Origin of the sequence: Xanthomonas sacchari, from assembly GCF_040529065.1 — a bacterium.
Classification (GTDB): Bacteria; Pseudomonadota; Gammaproteobacteria; order Xanthomonadales; family Xanthomonadaceae; genus Xanthomonas_A; species Xanthomonas_A sacchari.
Map to the genome: position 1 here is coordinate 888,929 of NZ_CP132343.1, position 23,780 is coordinate 912,708.

General features: G+C 70.8%; 21 protein-coding genes and 1 pseudogene. 18 read left to right on the plus strand and 4 right to left on the minus strand.

Annotation, left to right across the window (positions count from 1 at the left end):
• Window positions 1–70 precede the first annotated feature (70 nt).
• The 10 genes and pseudogenes from RAB71_RS03840 (at window position 71) to RAB71_RS03885 (ending at window position 8,742) form a co-directional block, all read left to right on the plus strand.
• Complete coding sequence (locus RAB71_RS03840) at window positions 71–520, plus strand: GspH/FimT family pseudopilin (protein WP_029562178.1); 450 nt, start codon at window positions 71–73, stop codon at window positions 518–520.
• Window positions 517–933, plus strand: a complete 417-nt coding sequence (locus tag RAB71_RS03845) for a prepilin-type N-terminal cleavage/methylation domain-containing protein (protein WP_010343594.1) — start codon at window positions 517–519, stop codon at window positions 931–933. The genes RAB71_RS03840 and RAB71_RS03845 overlap by 4 nt, the downstream gene beginning before the upstream one ends.
• On the plus strand, window positions 930–1,583 hold the full coding sequence (locus RAB71_RS03850; RefSeq protein ID WP_010343595.1) for a type II secretion system protein J: 654 nt from the start codon (window positions 930–932) through the stop codon (window positions 1,581–1,583). The genes RAB71_RS03845 and RAB71_RS03850 overlap by 4 nt, the downstream gene beginning before the upstream one ends.
• Complete coding sequence (locus RAB71_RS03855) at window positions 1,580–2,437, plus strand: general secretion pathway protein GspK (protein WP_010343596.1); 858 nt, start codon at window positions 1,580–1,582, stop codon at window positions 2,435–2,437. Before RAB71_RS03850 ends, RAB71_RS03855 begins: the two co-directional genes overlap by 4 nt.
• Window positions 2,434–3,558, plus strand: coding sequence for a PilN domain-containing protein (locus tag RAB71_RS03860; protein ID WP_104609552.1), 1,125 nt, complete (start codon window positions 2,434–2,436; stop codon window positions 3,556–3,558). The genes RAB71_RS03855 and RAB71_RS03860 overlap by 4 nt, the downstream gene beginning before the upstream one ends.
• Window positions 3,539–4,183: pseudogene (gene gspM, locus RAB71_RS03865) on the plus strand (type II secretion system protein GspM); the annotation flags it as partial. The gene RAB71_RS03860 and the pseudogene gspM, both read left to right, overlap by 20 nt.
• A gap of 178 nt (window positions 4,184–4,361) precedes the next feature.
• Complete coding sequence (gene xpsN, locus RAB71_RS03870) at window positions 4,362–5,138, plus strand: type II secretion system protein XpsN (protein ID WP_029562180.1); 777 nt, start codon at window positions 4,362–4,364, stop codon at window positions 5,136–5,138.
• An 11-nt stretch (window positions 5,139–5,149) separates the two neighbouring features.
• Window positions 5,150–7,453: a type II secretion system secretin GspD gene (gspD, locus tag RAB71_RS03875; RefSeq protein WP_010343601.1), complete on the plus strand. Its 2,304-nt coding sequence runs from the start codon at window positions 5,150–5,152 to the stop codon at window positions 7,451–7,453.
• A gap of 4 nt (window positions 7,454–7,457) precedes the next feature.
• Entirely contained in the window at window positions 7,458–8,291 is an 834-nt protein-coding gene (locus tag RAB71_RS03880) for a hypothetical protein (RefSeq protein WP_010343602.1), read from the plus strand.
• Window positions 8,284–8,742: a hypothetical protein gene (locus RAB71_RS03885; RefSeq protein WP_010343603.1), complete on the plus strand. Its 459-nt coding sequence runs from the start codon at window positions 8,284–8,286 to the stop codon at window positions 8,740–8,742. The genes RAB71_RS03880 and RAB71_RS03885 overlap by 8 nt, the downstream gene beginning before the upstream one ends.
• A gap of 60 nt (window positions 8,743–8,802) precedes the next feature.
• Here the strand turns inward: RAB71_RS03885 and RAB71_RS03890 are convergent, their stop codons facing one another.
• The 4 genes from RAB71_RS03890 to RAB71_RS03905 form a co-directional block, all read right to left on the minus strand.
• Complete coding sequence (locus RAB71_RS03890; protein ID WP_010343604.1) at window positions 8,803–9,540, minus strand: UTRA domain-containing protein; 738 nt, start codon at window positions 9,538–9,540, stop codon at window positions 8,803–8,805.
• A gap of 156 nt (window positions 9,541–9,696) precedes the next feature.
• Window positions 9,697–10,269 carry a nicotinamide riboside transporter PnuC gene (gene pnuC / locus RAB71_RS03895; protein ID WP_010343605.1) on the minus strand — a complete coding sequence of 191 codons (573 nt, stop codon included), beginning with the start codon at window positions 10,267–10,269 and terminating at the stop codon, window positions 9,697–9,699.
• A gap of 415 nt (window positions 10,270–10,684) precedes the next feature.
• Entirely contained in the window at window positions 10,685–12,865 is a 2,181-nt protein-coding gene (locus tag RAB71_RS03900; RefSeq protein WP_010343606.1) for a TonB-dependent siderophore receptor, read from the minus strand.
• A 104-nt stretch (window positions 12,866–12,969) separates the two neighbouring features.
• Window positions 12,970–14,121, minus strand: a complete 1,152-nt coding sequence (locus tag RAB71_RS03905; protein WP_010343607.1) for a phosphotransferase enzyme family protein — start codon at window positions 14,119–14,121, stop codon at window positions 12,970–12,972.
• A gap of 415 nt (window positions 14,122–14,536) precedes the next feature.
• Here RAB71_RS03905 and RAB71_RS03910 point away from each other — a divergent pair, with 415 nt between their 5' ends.
• The 8 genes from RAB71_RS03910 to RAB71_RS03945 all read left to right on the plus strand — a co-directional run bounded on the left by RAB71_RS03910 (window position 14,537) and on the right by RAB71_RS03945 (window position 23,746).
• Entirely contained in the window at window positions 14,537–15,382 is an 846-nt protein-coding gene (locus RAB71_RS03910; protein ID WP_010343608.1) for a glycosyltransferase family 2 protein, read from the plus strand.
• 153 nt (window positions 15,383–15,535) lie between these two features.
• Window positions 15,536–16,486, plus strand: coding sequence for a hypothetical protein (locus RAB71_RS03915; RefSeq protein WP_104609554.1), 951 nt, complete (start codon window positions 15,536–15,538; stop codon window positions 16,484–16,486).
• Between the two features lie 62 nt (window positions 16,487–16,548).
• Window positions 16,549–18,420 (plus strand): glycosyltransferase family 2 protein, encoded by a 1,872-nt coding sequence (locus tag RAB71_RS03920; protein ID WP_234006496.1) that lies wholly within the window; start codon window positions 16,549–16,551, stop codon window positions 18,418–18,420.
• The gene (locus RAB71_RS03925) at window positions 18,368–19,882 is read left to right on the plus strand and encodes a hypothetical protein (RefSeq protein ID WP_041499664.1); all 1,515 of its coding nucleotides are present in this window, start codon (window positions 18,368–18,370) and stop codon (window positions 19,880–19,882) included. The genes RAB71_RS03920 and RAB71_RS03925 overlap by 53 nt, the downstream gene beginning before the upstream one ends.
• Window positions 19,873–20,838: a glycosidase-like protein gene (locus RAB71_RS03930; protein WP_167397489.1), complete on the plus strand. Its 966-nt coding sequence runs from the start codon at window positions 19,873–19,875 to the stop codon at window positions 20,836–20,838. The genes RAB71_RS03925 and RAB71_RS03930 overlap by 10 nt, the downstream gene beginning before the upstream one ends.
• A 592-nt stretch (window positions 20,839–21,430) precedes the next feature.
• A complete protein-coding gene (gene pncB / locus RAB71_RS03935; RefSeq protein WP_010343615.1) occupies window positions 21,431–22,615 on the plus strand; it encodes a nicotinate phosphoribosyltransferase in 1,185 nt (394 codons plus the stop codon).
• A 211-nt stretch (window positions 22,616–22,826) separates the two neighbouring features.
• Complete coding sequence (locus RAB71_RS03940) at window positions 22,827–23,285, plus strand: cellulose biosynthesis protein BcsD (RefSeq protein WP_010343616.1); 459 nt, start codon at window positions 22,827–22,829, stop codon at window positions 23,283–23,285.
• A 47-nt stretch (window positions 23,286–23,332) separates the two neighbouring features.
• Complete coding sequence (locus tag RAB71_RS03945) at window positions 23,333–23,746, plus strand: hypothetical protein (protein WP_104609555.1); 414 nt, start codon at window positions 23,333–23,335, stop codon at window positions 23,744–23,746.
• Window positions 23,747–23,780: the final 34 nt, after the last annotated feature.

Here is a 23,780-nt window from a genome sequence, read left to right on the forward strand (position 1 = left end):
CGTGATCCTGGCCCCTGCCGGCGCGCTGCGCTTCGGCGCGCCGGCGTGCGCGCCGGCCGCGCGTGCGCGCATGCGCGGCGTCTCGTTGCTGGAGATGCTGCTGGTGGTGGGCCTGATCGCGATCGCCGCGCTGCTGGCGGCCTCGGTGCTGACCGGCGGCATCGACGGCATGCGCCTGCGCTCGGCGGCCAAGGAGATCGCCTCGCAACTGCGCTACACCCGCACCCAGGCGATCGCCAGCGGCCAGCCGCAGCGGTTCCTGATCGATCCGCAGGCGCACCGCTGGCAGGCGCCCAACGGCCGCCACGGCGAGATCCCGCCGTCGCTGACGATCCGCTTCACCGGCGCGCGCCAGGCGCAGCGCCGCGAAGGGGAGGGCGCGATCCAGTTCTTCGAGGACGGCGCCTCCAGCGGTGGACGCATCGAGCTGCAGGCGCGTCAGGCGCGCTGGCGCATCGACGTGACCTGGCTGACCGGCGAAGTCACGGTCGGGCGTGCGCCGGAGCAGGCGGGTTCATGAACCGCCAGCGCGGCTACACGCTGATCGAGGTGATCGTGGCGTTCGCGCTGCTGGCGCTGGCGCTGACCCTGCTGCTCGGCTCGCTGTCCGGCGCCGCGCGCCAGGTGCAGCGCGCCGACCAAGTGAGCCGCGCCACCCTGTACGCGCAGTCGCTGCTGGCGGCACAGGGCGTGGAGCAGCCGCTGCAGCCCGGGCGCAGCCAGGGCACCCTGGACCAGGGCCGCTACCGCTGGACCCTGGACGTGGCGCCCTACACGGATCCGCGGCGGCCGCCCGATGCGGCGGTGACGCCGGGCGCACCGACCCTGCTGCAACTGAGCCTGCAGGTGCGCTGGGGCGATGCGCCGGCGCAGGCGCTGCAGTGGAAGACCCTGCGCCTGGTCGCCCCGCAAGGCAACGGGGTGCCGCAATGAACGCACGCGCGCCGCAGCGCGCCAGCGCGCGCGGCTTCACCCTGATCGAGGTGCTGCTGGCCACGGTGCTGCTGGTCGGCGGCCTGACCCTGGCCTTCGCCACGCTGCGCTCGGCGATGGCGATCAGCGGCCGTGGCGAGGCGATCGCCGGACGCAGCGAACGCATGCGCGCGGTCGAAGGCTTCCTGCGCCGGCGCCTGAGCGGCGCGCAGTCGCTGCCGCTGGATATCGACACGCATACGCTGCAGCCGGTGCGTTTCGTCGGCGAACCGCAGCGCATGCAGTTCGTGGCCGATCTGCCCGAGTACCTCGGCCGCGGCGGCCCCTACCTGCACGACCTGCGGGTCAGCGGCGAGGGCGACCATCGGCAACTGGCGATCGCGCTGGTGCAGGTGCAGGCCGGCAAGCAACTGGCCGAGACCCCGCCGCGCCCGCCCGAACCGCTGGCGCGCGACCTGCGCGAGGTGCGCTTCCGCTACCGCGGCCTGGATCCGGAGCGCGGCACCATCGGCCCCTGGCAGGAGCGCTGGGAGCGCACCGACACGCTGCCGCTGCTGGTCTCGATCGAGCTGCGCAGCGGCGACGGCACGGCGTGGCCGCCGCTGGTGGTGGCGCTGCGCCAGGCCGGCGGCGCGGAGATGCGGCAATGAGCGCGACGCATCGCCACCGCGGTGCCGCGCTGGTGCTGGTGCTGTGGCTGATCGCGCTGCTGACCGCGCTGATCGGCGCCTTCGCACTGACCGCGCGCACCGAGAACCTGCAGGGCAAGGTGCTGGGCGACGGCGCCGAGGCGCAGGAGCGCGCCCGCGCCGGCCTGGAATACGCGCTGACCCGGCTCGCCGGCACCCCCACGCAGCCGGGCTGGCGTGCCGACGGCCGCCGCTACCGCTGGCAGTACGAAGGGGCCACGGTCGACCTGCGGGTCACCGACGAAAGCGGCAAGGTCGATCTAAACATGGCCGATGCGCCGCTGCTGGCGGCGCTGGTGCGCGCGGTCGGCGAGGATCCGCAGCGCGCCGAGCGCATCGCCGCGGCCATCGTGGACTGGCGCGACCCGGACAACCTGACCCAGCCCAACGGCGCCGAGGATCCGGACTACGCCGCGGCCGGCCTGCCCTACGGCGCCAAGGATGCGCCGTTCGAAAGCCTGGCCGAGCTGCAACTGGTGCTGGGCATGGACCCGGAGCTGTACGCCAAGCTGCTGCCCAACCTGACCCTGTACGGCGGGGTGTCGCGGCCGACGCCGGACTTCGCGCCGGGGCCGGTGCTGACCGCGCTGGGCCTGGACGCGCAGCAGGTGCTGGCGCAGCGCGAACGCACCGACCAGACCCAGCTCGGCATGGTCGGCATGGGCGGTGGCGGCACCTACAGCATCGAAAGCCGGGCGCGGCTGGGCAATGGCCGCGAGGGCGTGTTGCGCGCGGTGGTGCGCCCAGGCTCGTCGGCGCTGCCGGGCTCCGCCTACACTGTGTTGCGTTGGGAAGAAGGAACGACGGTGCGATGACGGCGTGGCGCGACACGATGGACAAACTTGGCGTACGCATCGCCCCCGGTGCGGGCGGGCTGCTGGCCTGGTGGCAGCGCTCGCTGATGGCGTGGCTGCCGCCGCGCTGGCAACTGCAGCTGGGCTGGTCGCAGGCGCGGCTGCTGCTGTGGCGCGAGGGCGAGCAGCTGATGCTGGCGCGGCAGGTCGAGTCCGAGCTGGGCGCGCCGCTGGCGCTGCCGTGGCCGCTGCTGCCCGCCGAACTGGAGGCGCTGCTGGGGCCGCGCCTGGCGGCGCTGCCGCGGGTGTGGCTGCTGCCGGCCGAGGCGGCGCTGCAACGCCGGCTGCGGCTGCCGGCGGCGGCGGCCGAGCACCTGCGCGAGGTGGTGAAGTTCGAGATCGACCGGCAGACCCCGTTCCAGGCCGACCAGGTCATCTACGACGTGCGCGCCGACGGCCGCCGCGACGACGCCCAGCTCGATGCCGAACTGGTGGTGGCGCCGCGCCGCGTGCTGGACGACCTGCAGGCCAGCGCCGGTGCGCTGCGCCCGACCCTGGCCGGCATCGACGTCGCCGGCAGCGACGGCGCGCCGCTGGGAGTGAACCTGCTGCCGCAGGAACAGCGCCACCGCCGCGCCGACCCGATGCGGCGCTGGAACGCGATCCTTGCCGCTACCGCGCTGCTGGCGCTGTGCGCGGCCGGCTGGCAGTTGCTGGACAATCGCCGCGATGCGCTGGAGCACCTGCGCACGCAGGTGGACAGCGGCGCGCAGCGCGCACGCGCCGTGGCCGCGCAGCGCCAGCAACTGCTCGATCTGGTCGAGGGCGCCGCGTTCTTCGACCAGTTGCGCGCCGAGCGTCCGGCCTCGGTGGAGGTCTGGAACGAGCTGAGCAAGCGCCTGCCGGAGGGCACCTATCTGGAGAAGTTCTCGATCGAGGGTAACCAGTTGCAGTTGATCGGCCTCAGCAGCGAAGCCTCGTCGCTGGTCGGGCGCCTGGAAGGCTCGCCGCTGTGGCGCACGCCGTCGCTGACCGGCGTGCTGCAGGCCGACCCGGGCAGCCACCGCGACCGCTTCACCCTCACCGCCGAGCTGGCCGGCACCAAGCGCAAGGAGGCCGCCGATGCCGGTGCAGGTCGATAAGCGCGACCGCTGGCTGGCGCTGGGCCTGCTGCTGGCGGCGCTGGCGCTGGGCTACCTGGTGCTGGTGCATCCGTGGTGGACCGTGCCGATGCGCGAGGTCGATGCGCAGATCCAGGAACTGCAGCAGCGCGAACTGCGCGTGCGCATGCAGTTGCAGCAGGCGCCGCAGGTGGCGCAACGGCTGCAGCAGGCGCAGCGCGAACTGGCCACGCGCCCGGGCTTCCTGCGCGAGACCTCGGCCGAGCTGGCCTCGGCCGGCCTGGTGCAGCGCCTGGAAAGCGCGGTGGCCACGGCCAGTCCCGGCAACCGCAGTTGCGCGATCAGCAACCGCTCGCCGCTGGCCGCCGACAACCGCAGCGATCGCTTCACCCGGGTCGCGGTGCAAGTGCGCCTGCGCTGCGGCACGCCGGAACTGGCGGCGGTGCTGCATGCGCTGGAGAGCGGCACGCCGGCGCTGTTCATCGACAACCTCAACGTGATGGCGCAGCGCTACCAGCTCTCGCCGGGCGAGAGCGGCAACGGCCTGGACGTGGCCTTCGAACTGGCCGGCTACCTGCGCCCGAACGCGATGCCGGCGCCGCCGGCGGCGTCCGCCGCTTCCGACCCGTCTGCCGCGACGGCACCCGCCGCCGCCACGCCGGTGATGAACGCCGGCGGTTCCGCCGGCGCCGGGCCGAGCGAACCGGCGTCCACGCCGCCGCCGCCGCCACCACCGGGCACGCCCGGCGCGACCAACCCGCCGGGTGCGCCCGGTGCCGCCAATGCCGCACCGGCGGACCTGCCACAACAGGTGGAGGGCCGTCATGCGAATTGAAGCGATGGGCCTGCGCACCGTGTGGCTGGGCACGCTGGCGCTGTGGGGGCTGCTGGTCTGGGCGCTGGGCCTGGGCGGGCTCGGCGAGCGCGTGGCGCCGCTGCCCGACGATCCGTCGATGCTGCAGCGGCTGCCGGGCTTGCCCGCGGCCACCACGCAGCGTCTGGGCGATTTCTCGCAGTACGGCGAGATCGCGGCGCGGCCGATATTTGCCGAGGATCGCCGTCCGCATCCGTTCTTCCTCAGCGCCGACAACGGCCAGGCCGCCGCGCCCAACGTGCGCCTGACCGGCGTGCTGCTCACCGACCGCTTCAAGATGGCGACGCTGACCACCGAGCAGGGCGAATCGCTGCGCCTGAAGGAAGGCGGCGACGCCGTGCAGGGCTGGCGGCTGCTGTCGCTGTCGCCGCGGCAGGCCACGGTCAGCGGTTCCGGCGGCACCCAAACCCTGGAATTGAAGGTGTTCGACGGCAAGGGCGGGCAACCGCCGACCGTGCTCGGCCAGGCCGGACGCGCCGCTGCGCAGGGGCAGATGCCGCCGCCGGCGTCCGCGCCCAATGGCCAGTCCAACGCCAACGCGCCGCGACCGCAGACTCCCTCCGCGTCCAACCCGGTGCCGAACCAGGCGCCGACCCCGAGCGCGCCGCCGCCGTCCTCGCCGGCCCCCTCGTCGGAGCAGTTGCAGGCCATCCGCGAGCGGATCGAAGCGCGCCGCCGGCAATTGCAGCAACAGCGCCAGAACAACCCCTCAGGTCAGAACCCTTGAAGAGTGATCGCATGACGCCGCGTCTGTTTTCCCTGTTCCTCGCCATCGGCCTGGTGGCCGGCTGCGCCACCACGCCCTCGCCGGACGTCCGCCGCGGCGCCGCGATCAATCCCCAGGTCGGCGCGGCCGGCAGCACCCAGACCGACGGCGAAGGCGGCCCGGCCGATCCCAATGCCTTGCCCGAGCGCGCCACCCCGGTGATCCGCCGCGGCAGCGGCACCATGATCAATTCCGCGGCCGCCGCGGCGCCGGCGCCGTCGCTGGGCAACGCCAGCAGCGGCAGCGCCACCTTCAACTTCGAGGGCGAATCGCTGCAGGCGGTGGTCAAGGCCATCCTCGGCGACATGCTCGGGCAGAACTACGTGATCGCGCCGGGCGTGCAGGGCACGGTGACCCTGGCCACGCCCAAGCCGGTATCGCCGGCGCAGGCGCTGAACCTGCTGGAGATGGTGCTGGGCTGGAACAACGCGCGCATGGTCTACAGCGGCGGCCGCTACAACATCGTCCCCGCCGACCAGGCCCTGGCCGGCACGGTGGCGCCGAGCACCGCCTCGCCGGCCAATGCGCGCGGTTTCGAGGTGCGCGTGGTGCCGCTGAAGTACATCTCCGCCAGCGAGATGAAGAAGGTGCTCGAGCCCTACGCGCGGCCGAACGCCATCGTCGGCATCGACAGTTCGCGCAACGTCATCACCCTGGGCGGCACCCGTGCCGAGCTGGAGAACTACCTGCGCACCGTGCAGATCTTCGACGTCGACTGGCTGTCGGGCATGTCGGTGGGCGTGTTCCCGATCCAGTCCGGCAAGGCCGAGCAGGTCGCGGCGGACCTGGAGAAGGTGTTTGGCGAGAACAGCAAGACCCCCAGCGCCGGCATGTTCCGCTTCATGCCGCTGGAGAACGCCAACGCGGTGCTGGTGATCACCCCGCAGGCGCGCTACCTGGACCAGATCCAGGAGTGGCTGGACCGCATCGACAGCGCCGGCGGCGGCGCGCGCCTGTTCTCCTACGAGCTCAAGTACATCAAGGCCAAGGACCTGGCCGACCGCCTGGCCGAAGTGTTCGGCGCCGGCGGCGGCAACCGCGGCGACTCCAACGCCTCGCTGATGCCGGGCTCGCAGATGAGCCAGTTGAACGGCGGCGGCCTGGGCGGCTTCAACGGCAGCGACAGCAGCCTGGGCGGCAGCGGTCTGGGGAGCAATAGCCTGGGCAGCAGCAGCGACAGCCTGGGCAGCAGCAGTTCTTCCGGCAGCAGCAGCGGTGGCCTGGGTAATGGCAGCCTGCAACTGTCGCCGCGCACGTCCGGCAACGGCAGCGTGACCCTGGAAGTGCAGGGCGACAAGGTCGGCGTGTCGGCGGTGGAGGAAACCAACACCCTGCTGGTGCGCTCGACCCCGCAGGCCTGGCGCTCGATCCGCGACGTGGTCGAGAAGCTCGATGTGATGCCGATGCAGGTGCATATCGAGGCGCAGGTGGCGGAGGTCAGCTTGACCGGTGATCTGCAATACGGCGTCAATTGGTTCTTCGAGAACTCGGTCAACGCTTCTGCCGATTCCACCGTATCCAATACCACCGGCCTCGGCCCGGGAGCGGGCCTGCCCAGTGCTGCGGGTCGCAAGATCTGGGGCGATATCGCCGGCAAGATCACCGGCAGCAGTGGCCTCGGCTGGACCTTCCTCGGTACCAATGCTGCCGCAGTGATTACCGCGCTGGACAAGGTCACCAACCTCAAGCTGCTGCAGACGCCGTCGGTATTCGTGCGCAACAACGCCGAGGCGACGCTCAATGTCGGTACGCGCATTCCGATCAATTCGACCTCGATCAATACCGGCATCGGGACCGACACCAGTTACTCATCGGTGAGCTACATCGACACCGGCGTGATCCTCAAGGTGCGTCCGCGGGTCACCAAGGACGGCATGGTGTTCCTGGACATCGTGCAAGAGGTCAGTACGCCGGGCGCGCGGCCGACGGCATGCACGTCCTCCACCACCATCGTCAACAGCTCGGCCTGTAATGTCGATATCAACACCCGTCGGGTCAAGACCGAGGCGGCGGTGCAGAGCGGCGACACCATCATGCTCGCCGGCCTGATCAACGACAGCACCACCGACGGCAGCAGCGGTGTGCCGTATCTGAGCAAGTTGCCTGTGGTCGGCGCCTTGTTCGGTCAGAAAACCCAGCAGAAGACCCGCAACGAAGTGATCGTGCTGTTGACCCCGACGATCGTGCGCAACCCGCAGGAAGCGCGCAATCTCACCGACGAGTACGGGCAGAAGTTCAAGGCCATGGAGCCGCTGCCGGCACGCGGCAAGAAGTAAGCGGGTGAGCCTGCCCATCGTGCTGCTGGCGGTCGGCGTCGACGACGTCGCGCTGGACGCCTGCCTGGGTGCGCTCGAAGCGAACACGCCGGCCGGCACCCGCGTGTGGCTGGCCGACGATGCGCAGGCCGGCCCGCGCGGCATCCGCGTGATCGAGGCCTGGCTGGCGCACACGCGCCTGCAGGCCGACTACACGCGTCGGCCGCGCATGCTCGGCGAGGTGGCGCATGTGGACGAGATGCTGCGCGCCTGCGGCGATGCCGACGTGGCGGTGCTGGCCGCCGACGCGCAACCCGGGCCGGGCTGGCTGCTGCAGTTGAGCGCCTGCCTGGCGCGCGATGCGGCCATCGCCAGCGCCACGCCGTGGAGCAACGCCGGCGAAGCCTGCGCGTGGCCGCGGCTGGGCGAGATCAACCCATTGCCCGAGGATCCCGAGCGCCTGGCGCGGGCCTGCGCGGCGCTGCCGCCGCTGCATCCGGAACTGCCGTCGGCGGTGTGCCATGCGGTGGTGCTGCGTGGGGTGGCGCGGCAGCGTGCCGGCGGCCTGGACGCCAGCAGCTATGGCTCCTGGTATGCGGCGCTGACCGACCTGTCGCTGCGCATGGCCGGACTCGGCTGGCGCAACGTGCTGTGCGAGACCGCGCATGTCGCGTGTAGCGGCGAAGGCCGCGCCGCCGACGGCGACATGGACGCGCTGGCCACGCGCTGGCCGGCCTGGCACGCGCGCCTGGCCGGCTTCCTGATGCACGATCCGCTGCGCGCCTGCCGCGAGGAGTTGCAGCGCCTGTACGACACGCTGCCGCCACCGGATCCGCAGCGCGCGCTGTTCGATGCGTAGCCTGTCGCCGTCCGATCTGCGGCTTGCCCATCGCTGGACGCAAACCGGCCGCATCTCGCTGTGGCGTTATCTCGAGAACGAGCGCAACTTTCCCGGCTGGCATCTCAATGCAGACGCGGCCGGGTGCCAGTCGCTGTTGATGCTGCTCGACGCGTTGGCCACCGATGGCGGCGGTTCGCGTGTCATCGCGATCACGGCGCCCACCAGGGCCGAGCTTGCCGTTCCAAACAATCGGCGCGGTCGCGCTGCGTGGGTCGCCCCGGAGAAGCTGCGGCTCACCTTCTCGACGATCGATGATCGGTGGTCGTTTCCAGCGGATCTGGCGCCGGCCGCACTTGAGATCGGTGCGGCCTGGCTTGCAGCCCTGCGAGACGGAATCGACGGCATTTCGAAGGGGCGGGGAGACCACTGCATCGGCAGGGGCGATCTTCGCCTGTGGTTCTGGTGGTGACGCGGGAACGACCCGGCTGGCCACGCAAGCCATTCCCCGCAGCGCTATGCAGAGTCGGCTTCACTCCGGTGGCGCGTAGACATCCACCGACACTTCCAGCACGTCGTGGCGCCAGGATTCGATGTCGAACTCCACCGCACGTCCGTCGGGATCGTAGCTGACGCGTTGCAGGCGGAAGCAGGGCGTGCCGGCGGTGGATTGCAGCAGGGCGGCCTGCTCGGCATCGAGCGTGGCCGGATACATCGACAGCCGGCTGCGCGCCTGGCGCAAGCCCAGGCGCTGGGTCAGCACCGTGCTCAGCGAGCCGGCCAGGTCGTGGTCGAGCAGGCGTGGTGCCCACGCGGCGAGGATCGCATTGGTCTCCAGCAGCACCGCGCGGCGCCCGATCCAGCGGCGGCGGCGCAGCACGAACACCTCGGTCGTGGGATCGTCCAATTGCAGGTGCCGGGCGAGCGCCGGGCCGGCCGGCTGGCGCTGCGCGGCGAGCAGTTCGGTGCGCGGGACGCCGCCCTGTGCGGCCACGTACTGCATGAAGCCGGCGATGCTGTTGGGATCGTGACGCACCCGCGGCGCGCTGATGAACCAGCCGCGACGGTTCTCGCGGTAGATGTGCCCATCCGATTCCAGTTGCTGCAGGGCCTCGCGCAAGGTGATGCGGGTGCAACCGAACAACGCGGCCAGTTCGCGCTCCACCGGCAGCCGCTGGTCGGCGCGCCATTCGCCGGCGGTGATGCGCGCCAGCAGCGCATCGGCGATGCGTTGAGCGAAGCCGGCGGCGGCGGCAGTGGGGAAGCTCATGTGGCGTTCTGGACGTGGTGAAGCGTGGCCTACAAGACTACGCTGCCGGCAGGCATACGGACGATGTGGCGTCCGATGTTTGCGCGATTCCCGCGCGCCGGTCGTCTTGCGTTCGCTCGCGCTGTGTCGCTAGACCAAGAAAGTCACTGCGCGCACTCAAGTGATGGCACGCGCGCGACGCAGATCCGCCTGCCACAGGCGCAGGCCGTACACCGCCAGCACCACGAATCCTGCATATAGCGCGGCAGTGGGATACAACCCCTTGTACACGAACACGCCAACGTAGACGCAGTCCAGCACGATCCACAGGCCCCAGTTGGCGATGCGCTTGCGCGCGGCCCACACGCTGGCGACCACGCTGAAGGCCGACAGCGCCGCATCCAGCCACGGCAGCGCCGCATCGGTGTGCCGGTGCATCCACCAGCCCAGCAGCGCCGCGCCGGCGGCGCCGGCCAAGACCGAACGCACGCCTTCGGCCCACGGCAGCGGCCCGACCTGGACCTTGCCGTCGTCGCCCAGTCCTTTGCTCCAGCGCCACCAGCCGTAGCCCTGCAGCATCACGTACAGGCCCTGCAGCAGCATGTCCGAATACAGCTTCCACTGATAGAACAGCCACGCGTAGAGCAGCACCGCCACCACGTTGACCGGCCAGCACCAGCGCACCCGCCGCGCGGTCAGCCACACACCCAGGACATTGACCAGCACGGCGAGCAGCTCGAGGGGAGACATGGTTGGGAGGCCGGGATTGGGGAGTGGGGATTCGGGATTGGGGGTGGTGCGCGAGCGCAGTGCATTGCGCGCGTGTTGTAGGAGCGGCTTCAGCCGCGACAGGCGTTAACGGGAAAGCCCGTCGCGGCTGAAGCCGCTCCTACAAGGGCCCGCAGCGCGGATGGGGTTCGAGAGTGGATGAAATCATTGTGGATCAGGAAATCTGGATCAGGACGTTCGCAAGCGCATGAGATCGTGGGTATTTGCAGGAGCGGCTTCAGCCGCGACCCGTCAGCAATAGCCCGTCGCGCCTGAAGCCGCGCCTACACGGGTGACGCGCCATGTTCCGCTTTTAGCTTTTACCAATCCCAATTCTCGATTCCCCATTCCCAGCTCCTCAACCAATCCCCAATCCCGAATCCCCAATCCCCGCTCCTCAAAACTCGAACTGCACCGCCAGCCGCGCCGTCCGCGGCGCACCCAGGAACAGATAATCGTCGCCTTCGTAGGCGCCGACGTCGCGCCAGTAGCGCTTGTCGGTGAGGTTGTCCACGCTCAGTCGCAGCGTGGTCGGCACCGCGCCCAGGCGCGTGGTGTAGCGGGCGCCGAGGTTATAGACGCTGTAGCCGCCGACGGCGACCTGGCCGCTGCGGTCGGCGTACTTGGCGCCGCTGTACTGCGCGCCGCCCAGCAGCGCCAGGCCGCTGACGCCGGGCACGTCCCAGCTGGCCTGGGCGCTGGCGCGCAAGCGCGGCACGTTCAGCGCCTGATGGCCTTCGTCGCTCGGCGTGCCGATGTCCTCGGCGCGCGCGCGGATGCCGGCGACGCTGGCCTGCAGGTGCAGGCCGGCGCCGAGCGTGCCGGCGGCAGACAGTTCGATGCCGCGGTTGTGCAGGCGGCCCTGCTGCACGAACAGGAAGCTGCCGTCGGCCTGCGGCTGCGCGTACTGGTCCGCCTGGCGCATGTCGAACAGCGCCGCGCCCAGGGTCACGCCGTCGCGCTCGTACTTCAGGCCGGCCTCGCGCTGGTAGGCGCTGGTCGGCGCGAGGATGCTGTCGGCGTTGCTGGCGAACCACGGCGCGGTGCCGCCCGGCGCTAGGCTCTTGGCGAAGCTGGCGTACAGCGACAGCGACGGCTGCAGCTTGAACAGCAGCGCTGCCTGCGGCAGCAGCACCGAGCGGCGCGTGCGCCGGGTCAGCATGCCATCACGGTCCCAGGCGCGTTCGTCGTAGCGCACCTGGCGCGCGCTCAGCAGCAGTTGCCAGGCATCGCCGATGCCGATGCGGTCGCTGGCCAGCAGCGCGGTCTGTTCGCTGTCCAGGCGCCGGCGCTTGGGGCCGAGCGTGGCATCGGCCGGCGCCAGCAGCGGCGGGTCGGCGTCGATGTTGCCGCTGCCGATCATCTCGTTGATCGAGCCGTGGCGGTCGATGGTGCGATGCAGATAGTCGACGCCGACCTGCACCTGGTGCTGCAGCACGCCGGTGCTGGCGCTGCCGCTGGCGATCGCCTGCAGTTCGTCGTTGCGGCGGCTGTCGGCGGGGCTGCGGTAGTCGTAGATGTCGTAGTCGCCTTCGCGGCTGAAATGGTTGGGTACCGCGTCGCCGGCGCAACTGGCCGCGCCGTAGCAGCCCCAGGCGAAGCTGGAGTAATCGTCGATCAGCGCGCGGCTGTGCGATGCGGCGACTTGCAGATTCCAGGCGTCGCTGAAGCGGTACGTGTAGCGCGCCTGCGCGTTCAGCGCCTCGATGCCCACCGGCCTGGACCACGGCTGGTAGGCGAGCAGGCGATGCACCGACACCCCGCTCGGCAACTGCGTGCCGCCGAGCAACTGATAGCCCGGCACCGAGCGCTGCTGGCGGTCCTGGTATTCCACGTCCAGTTGCAGGGTCGATTGCGGATCGATGTTCCAGTCCGCGGCCAGCGACAGGAAGTTGCGGTGACCATCGGCGTGATCGACATAGCTGCGCAGGGTCTCGTGCGCGGCGTTGACGCGCAGGCCGAACTGGCGCTCGCTGCCGAACCAGTCGCCCAGGTCCACCGCCGCACCGCGGCTGCCGTCGTCGTCGCCGCTCAGCACCAGGCTGCGCACGTGCTGCGGGCGCTTGGTCTGGTAGTCGATCACCCCGGCCGGGGTGGTGATGCCCGACAGCACCCCGGACAGGCCCTTGAGCACCTGCACCTGCTCCTTGTTCTCCAGCGCCACGTTCTGCTCGCCGGCGATGGTCAGGCCGTTGATGCGGTAGCTGTTGGCCGCATCCAGCGAATAGCCACGGACCAGGAAATTCTCGTAGTAGCCGATCGGCGCATAGCTATCGCCGACTGCGGCGTCGGCGCGCAGCACCTCGCTGAGCACGCGGACCTGGCGGTCGGACAACTGGCTGCGGTCGATGGTGGCGATCGCCATCGGCGTGTCCAGCAGCGGCGCATCGCCATAGCCGCTCAGGCTGCTGCGGTTGTGCTGCTGGCGGCCCTGCACGTTGACCGCGTCCAGTTCGACCGGGGTCTGCGTGCTGGCGGACGGCGCCGCATCGTCGGCGGCCAGGGCCGGCAACGGCAGGGCGGTGGCCAGTGCCAGCGCGAGGGCGTGCGGAGCGGGGAAACGGCGGGTTGGAAGCATGCGGAACGACCTCGGGCAAACGAAACGAAAGTGGGAAGCGGCAGCGTCGCGCGGTGCGTGCGCGGCAGGCGTGACGGCGGATGTGTCGGGGTGGATGCGACGGTTCATGGCGCGGCCGCGGCACGCCGCTGTAGATGTCGCAACAGCCGCTGGCCTTCGCCCTCGCCGAACCAGGCGGCGTGGCCGAGCAGGTAGCGGCGGTAGGCGATGTCGGCGTGCGCCTCCGAGCCGGTGATGCCGGCGAAGTACTCGATCTCGCTGAGCGCGAAATCGGCATGCACCAGTGGCAGCAGCGCGGCCAGCAGGCGCAGGTGCGCCGCGTCCAGCGGCAGCAGCGTGGCGTAGCCGTGCAGCAGCGCATCGAGCTGGTCGAGGTCGGCGACGGCGGTGTCGCCGTCGTCCAGTTGCAGCCACGGGATCAGGTTGCGCTCGATCGCGGTGGCCAGGTCGAACAGGGCGAAGGTGCGGTCGGACAGGCCGAAATCGAACACCGCGCTGACCGTGCTGGCGGCGCCGTGGCCGCGCCACAGCAGGTTGGATGCGTGCCAGTCGCCATGGGTCCACAGCGCCGGCGGCGGCGTCTGCAGCAGCGGCCAGGCCTGTGCGTGCCAGGGCAGCAGGTGCGCGCGCAGGTCGCCCTGCCAGTCGCGCTGCTGCAGCCATGCGGCCAGCGCCGGGCGCCGTACCATGTCCTGTTGCAGCGCCTGCAGCGGCTGCGGCTGGGCGAACAGGCGCAGGTTGGCGACCAGCACGGTGCTGCTGCGCGGCGGCGCGGCGTAGCCGGCGGCGGCGCGGTGCAGCGCGGCCAGCGCGTGGCCGGCGGCGGCGGCATGGGCGGTGTCGGCGAAGGGCGTCCACGACATCGCCTCGCGATAGCGGTCTTCGCCCGCGCCAGCGCGCATCACCTCGTAGGTCCAGTGGCCGCGCCGCACGGCGCTGGCGCCGTCGCGATCGCGCAGCACCTCCGGCACCGGCACGCCCTGCGCGCGCAGATGGGCGATGAAGGCGTGCTCCTCGCCCAAGGCATGCAGATCGCGCACGCGGCGGTGGTGGCGCTTGACGAACAGCGTGCCGACGCCGGTCTCGACCTCGGCCGCCGCCGAGAACGGGCGCGGACTATGCCAGCGCAGTCCGCGCAGGTGACCGCGCAGGGCGTACTGCTGCAGCAGCGCCTCCACCTCGCCGTCGGACAGCGGCGGCCAGTCGGCGACCACGGTCTGCGTGCCCATGCCGTGCATCTGGTGGCGGGCGCTCATGCGCATGCCTCGCAGCGCGACCCGGCGCGCCGGACCCGCCGCCGCATGTCAGCCCCGGCATGCGCGACGGCACCGCCATTGCGAGTGGTTGGTCTAGACCAGGGGCGGGGAGGCCTGGGGCAGTGCCCGATCGCGCGATCGGGAGCGGAGAAGCGGGCGCCGCCGGCATCTCGGCATGCGCGCGGGCTCAGGCGGCGCGCGCGGTGTGCGGGGTGGGGCGGGAGCCTGGGACAGGAAACAACGCTGACCGGCATCTGCACTGGGCGAAAGGAAGGACACGGATCGCTCCGTCTCCCATGCGCGCAGGGCCGCAAACGGCCGCGCAGCGCACGGGGCGCAGAGTATGCGCGGCAATCGCCGCCGCCGCCATGCCTGCTGCGCGCGTGGCGGGCGGCGCATGCGGGATAATCGGCCGATGAGCGAACAGCAGATAGCCGTGGTGGTGGTGACCTACGAGAGCGGCAGCACCATCGACGCCTGTCTGCACCGCCTGCGCGCGGCGGCCGAGGTGGCGCAGATCCGGGTGGTCGACAACGCCTCGCGCGACGACACCCTGGCGCTGGTGCAGCGGCATGCGCTGGACGATGCGCGGGTGCGCTTCATCGCCAATCCCGACAATCCCGGCTTCGCCACCGCCTGCAACCAGGGCGCCGCGGCCAGCGACGCGCCGTGGCTGGCCTTCGTCAATCCCGACCTGATGGTCGAACCCGACACCCTGGCGCAGTTGCGCGCGCAGGCCGCCGCGCTCGGCGAGGCGCTACTGGGCGTGGAGCAGGTCGACGAACACGGCCGAGCCGACGCCGCGGTGCGCCGCCGCGACCCGGACTTCGCGGCGATGCTGCGGCATCCGCTGGCCGGCTCGCGGCTGGCGCTGGCGGCCGACCCGGCGCAACCGCTGCAGCCGGTGCCGGCGCTGTCCGGCGCACTGATGCTGCTGCCGCGCGCGCTGTTCGTGCGCATCGGCGGCTGGGACGCCGGCTACCGGCTGCATGCCGAGGATCTGGACCTGTGCCGCCGGGTGCGCCAGGCCGGGGCCACGGTGGCGGTACTGAACCGCCTGCGCGTGCTGCACGTGCGCGGCGTGTCCAGCCGCAAGCGGCCGTGGTTCGTCGAGTGGCACAAGCACCGCGGGCTGTGGCGCTACTTCCGCAAGTTCGAGGCGCCCAGCCGGGCGTGGCCGGTGCGGGCGGCGGTCTGGGCGGTGATCTGGCTGCACGCCTGGGTCACCTTCGCCCGGCTGTGCTGGCGCCGCCCAGGCTGAACGAAATCGGCGCGCGCCGCGCGCGCGTGCGGCATGGCAGCATAAATTCGCTATATTGGGAAGTGCGTCACTTAACAAATGACGTGTTCCGCCGATTTCCTCCTGGACCGCGCCTGCTTTCCGGTTCGGGGGACCCCCACCAGGAACTCAACCATGCATGATTTCGACGGCGTGCGTCCGCGCACCCACGCGCGTGCCTGCGCGTCTGCTGTGCCCCTGCCCGGTGCCCGCCGCGTCACGCCTGCGCGCCGCGCGCGGCTGACGCTGGCGCTGCTCGCCCTGGCGGCTGGCCCCTGCTGGGCCAGCGCCTGGGTCGACGAGGCCGGCCACGGGCTGGTGATCCTCAAGGCCAGCCACACCGATGGCGGCGCGGTGTTCAACAGCCACGGCCAGTCCGGCAACTTCCCCGATGCCGGGCGCAGCCGCCAGGACCAGCTCAATCTCTACGGCGAATACGGGCTGAGCGCGGACCTGACCCTGGTCGGCAACTTCTATTTCAGCAAGGTCGGCTACCGCAACGACAGCGGCTACGGCGACCGCCACAGCAGCGGCTGGTCCGATCAGGAAATCGGCCTGCGCTACCGGCTCGACCCGGACGGCCGCGATGGCCCCTGGCAGGGCGCGCTGCAGGTGCTGGCGCTGGTGCCCGCGTATGCGCGCCAGCGCGATGGCGAGCGGCCGGCACTGGGCCAGGGCGACTACGGCGCCGAGCTGCGCTACAGCGTGGGCCGCGGCTATCGCCTGGGCGAGCACGACGGCTATGTCGACCTGGGCACGGCGGTGCGGCTGCGCGGCGGCGACGCCTCCGACGAGGCGCGGCTGGACGTGTCCAGCGGCGTGGCGCTGGCGCCGCGCTGGATGCTGATCGGCGAGTTCAACGTGATCCAGAGCCTGGGCAACGGCAAGGGGCCGAACCGGATCTACGCGCCCGGCGACAACACGCCGATCCGCGGCAACAACTTCGATTTCAGCAAGCTGCAGGCCTCGGTGCTGTACACGCTGCCCGGCGGCACGCAGTTGCAGCTCGGCTACCAGCAGCCGGTAGCCGGGCGCAACACCGGCGGCGCGGGCGGTCCGTTCGTGGCCGCCTGGTGGCGGTTCTAGCCGTGTCCGGCGAACACGAGAGCGTCGCCGCCGAGGCGAGCGTCCCCGGCCGCCTCGGGCGGCTGCCGACCGAGGGCGGCCTGCAGGCGCCGATCGGCGAGGCGTTGGTCGCCGCCGGGGTGATCGATCCGCCGCAGCTGCAGAACGCGCTGTCGCTGCAGGCGCGCTGGCGCTCGCGGCTGGGCGACGTGGTGCTGGCCCAGCGCGGGGTTGCGCCCCTGCGTTTCTACACCGTGCTGGCGGAGCATTTCGGGCTGCACTTCGTCAATCTGCTCAAGCAGCCGATCGACCCGGCGCTGTTCCAGCCGGAGCATCTGGCCGACTACGCGCAGCGCCTGGTGCTGCCGTGGCGCGAGGAGGACGGCCAGCTGGTGCTGGCGGTGGCCGATCCCGGCCCGGAGACCTTTTCCTGGGCGCGCGCCACCTACGGCGAGCAGGTGCGCTTCGTCGGCACCTCCAAGTTCGACATCGTCTGGAGCCTGCAGCAGCACGCCGACGCGCAGCTCACCCACGACGCGCTGAACCTGCTGGCCGAACATGCGCCCGAGCATTCGGCGCGGCAGGTGATCACCCGCGCGCAGTCGGTGTTCCTGGTGGCGCTCACGGTGGTGCTGGCCGCGGCCCTGGCGCTGTGGCCGCTGGTCACCCTGATCGCGCTCAACACGCTGATCGCGGTGGCGTTCCTGGCCACCTTCGGGCTGAAGCTGGTGCTGGCCTGGCGCGGTGCGCGGCGCCGCATCGACATCAAGGTCAGCGACGAGGAAGTGGCCGCGCTCGGCGACGAGGACCTGCCGGTCTACACGGTGCTGGTGCCGATGTACAAGGAGCCGGACGTGCTGCCGATCCTGGCCAACGCGCTGCGCCGGCTCGACTACCCGACCTCCAAGCTGGACGTGAAGCTGGTGCTGGAGGCCGACGACACCGAGACCATCGAGGCGGCCAAGGCACTGGGCCTGGAGGCATTCTTCGAGATCATCCGGGTGCCGCCGTCGCAGCCCAAGACCAAGCCCAAGGCCTGCAACTACGCGCTGCGCTTCGCCCGCGGGCAGATGCTCACCATCTACGACGCCGAGGACAAGCCGGAGCCGGACCAGCTCAAGCGCGTGGTCGCCGCGTTCCGCAAGTCGCCGGCCGACGTGGCCTGCATCCAGGCGCGGCTGAACTACTACAACGCCGACGAGAACTGGCTCACGCGCATGTTCACGCTGGAATACACGTTGTGGTTCGACTTCTACCTGCCGGCGCTGGAGACCCTGCGCATCCCGATTCCGCTCGGCGGCACCTCCAACCACTTCCGCCTGGACATCCTGCGCAAGGTCCACGCCTGGGACCCGTACAACGTCACCGAGGACGCCGACCTGGGCGTGCGCCTGACCCAGCAGGGCTACCGGGTCAGCGTAGTCAACTCGACCACGTTCGAGGAAGCCAACGTGAGCATTCCGAACTGGATCCGGCAGCGTTCGCGCTGGCTCAAGGGCTACATGCAGACCTGGCTGGTGCACATGCGCGACCCGGTGCAGCTGTACCGCTCTACCGGCGTGCGCGGGTTCTGGGGCTTCCAACTGTTCGTCGGCGGCACCTTCTTCACCGCATTGGCCGCGCCGCTGATGTGGCTGAGCTACGGACTGTGGCTGGCGGTGGGCTCGAAATTCTTCGATCCGTTCTTCCCACCCGCGCTGCTGTACCTGAGCCTGCTCAACCTGCTGCTCGGCAACGGCTTCCTGATCTACATGACCCTGGTGGCGGCGTTCAAGCGTGACTACTTCCGCCTGGCGCCCTACGCGCTGACCGTGCCGCTGTACTGGCTGCTGCAGTCCATCGCCGCCTACAAGGGCCTGTGGCAGCTCATCCGCAACCCGTTCTACTGGGAAAAGACCACCCATGGCATCAGCAAGCACATGGCCGAAGAGCGCCGCGCCGCGCTCGACGACTGACGCGCCGCCGCGCGCGCGCGGCACCGCGGTGTTCGTGTTCACCGCGGCGCTGCTGGCGCTGCTGTGCCACCGGCTGCTCGCGCACGGCTACATGAGCGACGACGCGATGGCGCAGTACGCCAAGCTGCTGCTGTTGCGCGACGCGGCCGGCTTCCGCATCGAGTACCTGGGATTCCTGTACGCGCAGGCCTCGCTGTACCTGGGCGTGCTGATCGGCGGCCTGCCGGGCCTGTCCACGCCGTTGCTGCCGTACCTGGTCGACGTGCTGGCCGGGGCGGCGCTGGTGACCCTGCTGTGGCGCGACATCGCCGCCGGGCTGGGCCGCGGCTGGGCCTGGGCGCTCAGTGCGGGTGTGGTGATCCAGCCGTTCTTCCTGTGGCCCACCCTGTCCGGCAACAACCAAGGCCTGGGCCTGCTGGTGTTCTACGTGGCCGCGCGCGCGCTGCGCCATTTCCGCGACGATCCGGAAGCCTTCGCCTACCTGCGCCTGGCCGCGAGCCTGTGCCTGCTGTTCTTCGTCGATGAACGCGCCTGCTTCCTGGCGCTTGCGCTGGCGCCGTGGCTGTTCCTGATCGCGCCGCCGCGGCTGATGCGGCAGGCGCCGCTGGCCTTCTACCTGGTGTGCTACCTGCCGTTCCTGTTCGCGGTGGGGGCGTGGATGTACCTCAACTACATGTTCTTCGGCGATCCGCTGCTGTTCGTGCGCGACGCCACCTCCGCTTTCCGCGGCATCTCGGCGCAGGCGGCGCTGCAGCCGTGGCTGCAGCAGGCCGCGGCGCGGCCGTGGTGGCCGCCGCTGTGGCTGTTGCTGGCCGGCATCGTCAGCGCACCGCTGTTGCTGCTGCTGCGCCACACCCGCGACGGCGACACCTGGCGCAGCGTGCTCGCCGCCACCGCCACCGTGCTCGGCGCCGGCACGCTGGCCACCTGGGCGCACTTCAGCGCGCAGCCGCTGGACTTCCTGGCCCTGCTGCTGGTGCCGGCGGCGCTGGTGCTGGGCGACCTGCGCCGCAATGCGCGCTGGCTGGGCCTGGCGCTGTTGCTGGCCGGCGCGGTGTCCAGCGGCTGGGTGATCGCCCGCACCGCCACCTCCACCACCCGCGACTGGATCGCCGCGCTGCAGGCGCCGGCGCCGCCGCGGCATGCCGATGCCGCGCAGTTGGGCACGTGGCTGGCCGAGGCGCGGCTGCCGACCCTGCTCGACGACCGCGCCAGCTATCCGGTGATCGTCGCCCGCGGCGACGCCAGGCAACTGATCCTGCCGTTCGACCCGCGCTTCAAGCAGGCGCTGGTCGATCCGCGGCGGATGCCGGCGCAGGTGGTGGTGAGCGACCCGGCCAGCCAGGCCGGCGCGCTGGACAGCCTCAACCGGCGCTTCCCGCAGCTATGGCAGCAGGGCCTGCCGGGCTACAGTCTGGTCTACCACCAGGGCATCTACCGGGTATGGCGCCGATTGCCGTGAGACTGCTGGCCGCACTGCTGTTGGCGCTGAGCGCCGGCGGCTGCAGTGCGGCGCCGGCGCCGCCGTGGATGGGCGCCAACGTCAAGGTGTCGCCGCAGGCGCCGTGGGGTAGCCGCGCCGCGCAGCAGTCGCTGCGGCAACTGGCCGAGGCCGGCGCTTCGCGTGCGCTGTTGGTCGCCTTCGTCTGGCAGGCGTCGCCGCAGTCTTCGGCCCCGGTGCTGGGCAGCGACAGCAGCCCGGCGCTGGTCCGCGCCGGATTGCGGCAGATGCGCGCCGCCGGCCTGCAGCCGGTGCTGAAGGTGCATCTGTGGATTCCCGGACACTGGGCCGGCGAGGCCGCGCCGGCCGATCGCGATGCCTGGTTCGCGGCCTATCGGCGCGCGCTGCTGCAACTGGCCCAGGTCGCCGCCGAGGAACGCGCCAGCGCGCTGATCGTCGGCACCGAACTGCGCCAGCTGCAGGATGCGCCGCAGTGGCCGGCGCTGCTGGCGGCGGTGCGCCAGATCTACCGCGGCCCGATCGGCTATGTCGCCGACGGCCTGGAGCAGGCCGAGCGCTTCGGTTACTGGGACCGCTTCGATTTCGTCGGCACCAGCCTGTATCCGGCGCTGGCCGCCGCGCCGGAGCAACGGCGCGCGCAGATGCGCGCGGCGGCGGCGCGGGTGCAGGCGCTGGGCGAGCGCAGCGGCCGCCCGGTGTGGGTGGCCGAGCTGGGCCTGCGCTCGGCGCACGGCAGCCTGGCGGCGCCATGGGAAAGCCCGGAGCAACGCACGGCCGAGGTCGACACCGCGTTGCAGGCGCAGGTGCTGCGCGAGTGGCGCGACGTACTCGACGCGCAGCCGCGCATCGCCGGCATCGCGCTGTGGTGCTGGTACACCGATCCGGACGCCGGTGGCGCGCGCGACAGCGATTTCACCGTGCAGCACAAGCCGGCGCAGGCGGTGCTGAAGCGGTGAGGGTCAGGGATCAGGGGCGCGCTTCGCCCTTGGCAGGAGTCAACTGTCATGCAACCACGACGAACGGAGTAGGCGGACGATCTGACCTCGGAAGCCGTCGTGACTGATCCCACAAAAGGGCGGCGAGAGTCCCTCCCACATCGCGCCCGGACATCGATCACCGCGAGTCCTTTGGGAGTCGCAGTCGCTTGGCTTTGGCTGTTGCCTTTGCTTTTGACTTACCGGGTTCCCTTCCGAAGCGGCGGCCATCACGGGGAAACACCCGCAGGGCGGCGCACATGGATGTGCGCCGTCCGCGGCAGGGGCAGGATGCCCCTTCCGCGGATCCCCGGGATGGACGCGGACCCGGAGCGCGTTAGCGCGGAGGGCGCGAGGCAGGGCGCGCTTTCTTTTGGTTACTTTTCTTTGCGCGAGCAAAGAAAAGTAACTCGCCGCAAGGCGAAAGCTTTGCTCTTGCACTTGTTGTCACCATGGCTGAATTGTGCGGCTTCAGCCGCGGCCGCACCTTATCGGAAACGCCCGGTCGCGGCTGACGCTCCCACAGAAAAACACGAAGACGGGGCATGCAACGCACTGAGCGCATAATCGGCGGATGATCATCGACTCGCTGCTGGACACCGACCTCTACAAGTTCACCATGATGCAGGCGGTGCTGCATCAGCATCCCGGCGCGCAGGTGGAATACCGCTTCAAGTGCCGCACCCCGGGCATCGACCTGGCGCAGTACCTGCCGCAGATCTCCGAAGAGATCGACGCGCTGTGTGCGCTGCGCTTCCGCGAGGACGAGCTGGACTACCTGCGCGCGATGCGCTTCATCAAGCCGGACTTCGTCGATTTCCTGGCGCTGTTCCACCTGGACCGCAAGTACCTGCAGTTGCAGGCCTCGACCAGCGTGCCCGGCGAGATCGAGCTGCGCATTCACGGGCCGTGGCTGCACACCATCCTGTTCGAGGTGCCGCTGCTGGCGATCGTCAACGAGGTGTGGTTCCGCAACGCCGGCGGTGCCGACCATGCCGAAGGCCTGCGCCGCCTGCAGGCCAAGATCGCGCTGCTGCGCGACACTCCGGGCTACGACAACTGCGCCATCGCCGACTACGGCACCCGCCGCCGCTATTCGCGCGCCTGGCACGGCGAACTGCTGCCGGTGCTGCAGCAGACCCTGGGCAAGCAGTTCGTCGGCACCAGCAACGTGTACTTCGCCCGCCGCTACGGCCTGACCCCGCTGGGCACGATGGCGCACGAGTACCTGCAGGCGTTCCAGGCGCTGGGGCCGCGGCTGCGCGATTCGCAGGCGGCGGCGCTGGAGTCGTGGGCGCGCGAGTACCGCGGCGATCTCGGCATCGCGCTGTCGGACGTGGTCGGCCTGGATGCGTTCCTGCGCGATTTCGATCTGTACTTCTGCAAGCTGTTCGACGGCATGCGCCACGATTCCGGCGATCCGTTCGAGTGGGGCGAGCGGATCCTGGCGCACCTGCAGCGACACCGGGTGGATCCGCGCAGCAAGATCCTGGTGTTCAGCGACGGGCTGGACATCGACAAGGTGATGCGGCTGTACGCGCATTTCCGCGACCGCTGCATGCTGGCGTTCGGCGTCGGCACGCATCTGACCAACGACCTGGGCCTGGTGCCGCTGCAGATCGTGATCAAGATGGTCCGCTGCAACGGTCAGCCGGTGGCCAAGCTCAGCGACTCGCCCGGCAAGACCCTGTGCGACGACCCCGCCTATCTGGCCTACCTGCGGCAGGTGTTCCAGGTGCCGGCCGAGGAGCAGCCCTGAGCCGGGAATGGCCGGCCCGTGCGCGCCGACCGCTGGCGGCCGGGCAGCGGTCGCATTTCGGGATGCGAGGGCTTTGCTGTGAAGAAAGAGTGAGATACACTGCATTGCAAAGTGAGAACTGTGTCGCAATAGTGACGGTCACCAACGGCCGGGCTGAGGCGCCACAGCCGCTACGCCGTTGTCGTTCCGTCCCTGGCCAGAGACTTCCTCGATGAGCGTTCACGCGTTGCAGAGCCATTACCGCACCCACGCCTGTTCGCGGCAGTGGCGCGGTTTTCTGCGCGCGTTGGCCGAGGAATTCGCCGCCGAACTGGGCGCCGAGGACCTGGCCCTGCTGATGGCGCGCATCGGCCGCCGCTTCGCGGTCGAGCACCCGGTCGGCGCCTGCAGCACCCTGCAGGAACTGGAGGACGCGGCCAACCGCGTCTGGGACCGGCTGGAATGGGGCTACGCGCGCTTCGAGGAGCACGCCGACCGCGTCGAGTTGCTGCACGCCGGCTCGCCGCTGCACATCGGCCTGGCCGGGCAGGCCAGCGGTGCCGACGGGTTCCTGGAGGGGGTATATCAGGCATGGTTCGTGCAGGTGGGGATGTCATCCGGCCTGGGCGTGCGTGCGTTGTCGTCCGGGAACGAAGACCTGCGGCGTTTGGTGCTGGCCAGGGCCGGCTGAGCGCGGCGGTAGCGACCGATTATTTTCAGATCGTCATGAGGGGCGTCATGTCCAAGAAGTCCAAGCAGACGGGTGCCGAAACCGGCGACGACGTCTCCAGCCTGTTCGCCAAGCTCGGCAGCAGCGGTGCCACCGCGTACCAGGATTTCTCCGCCGACCGGCTCAGCGCCGCCGAACCGGCCGCCGCGCCGCCAGCGGCGCCTGCCGCTCCGTTGCCTGCCGCGCCGGCGCCGGTGTTGTCGGTGGTACGCGCCGCGATCGAGCCCAGGCCGGCCGCACCGGTGCCTGCTGCGACGTTGCCGATGACGCCCGCCGCAGCGGCGGCGGCTGCGCCGGCTGCCGGCACGGCCGCCGCGACCGGCACGCCGCTGCAGCAGCTGTTCCAGCGCCTGCTCGAGGTCGGCCGCGAGGCCACCGTGCCGGCGCCGGGCGGACCGCTCAAGCGTTTCTTGAATCGTTGATGTCACGCGGCGCCTGCGGGCGCCGCACCTGTTT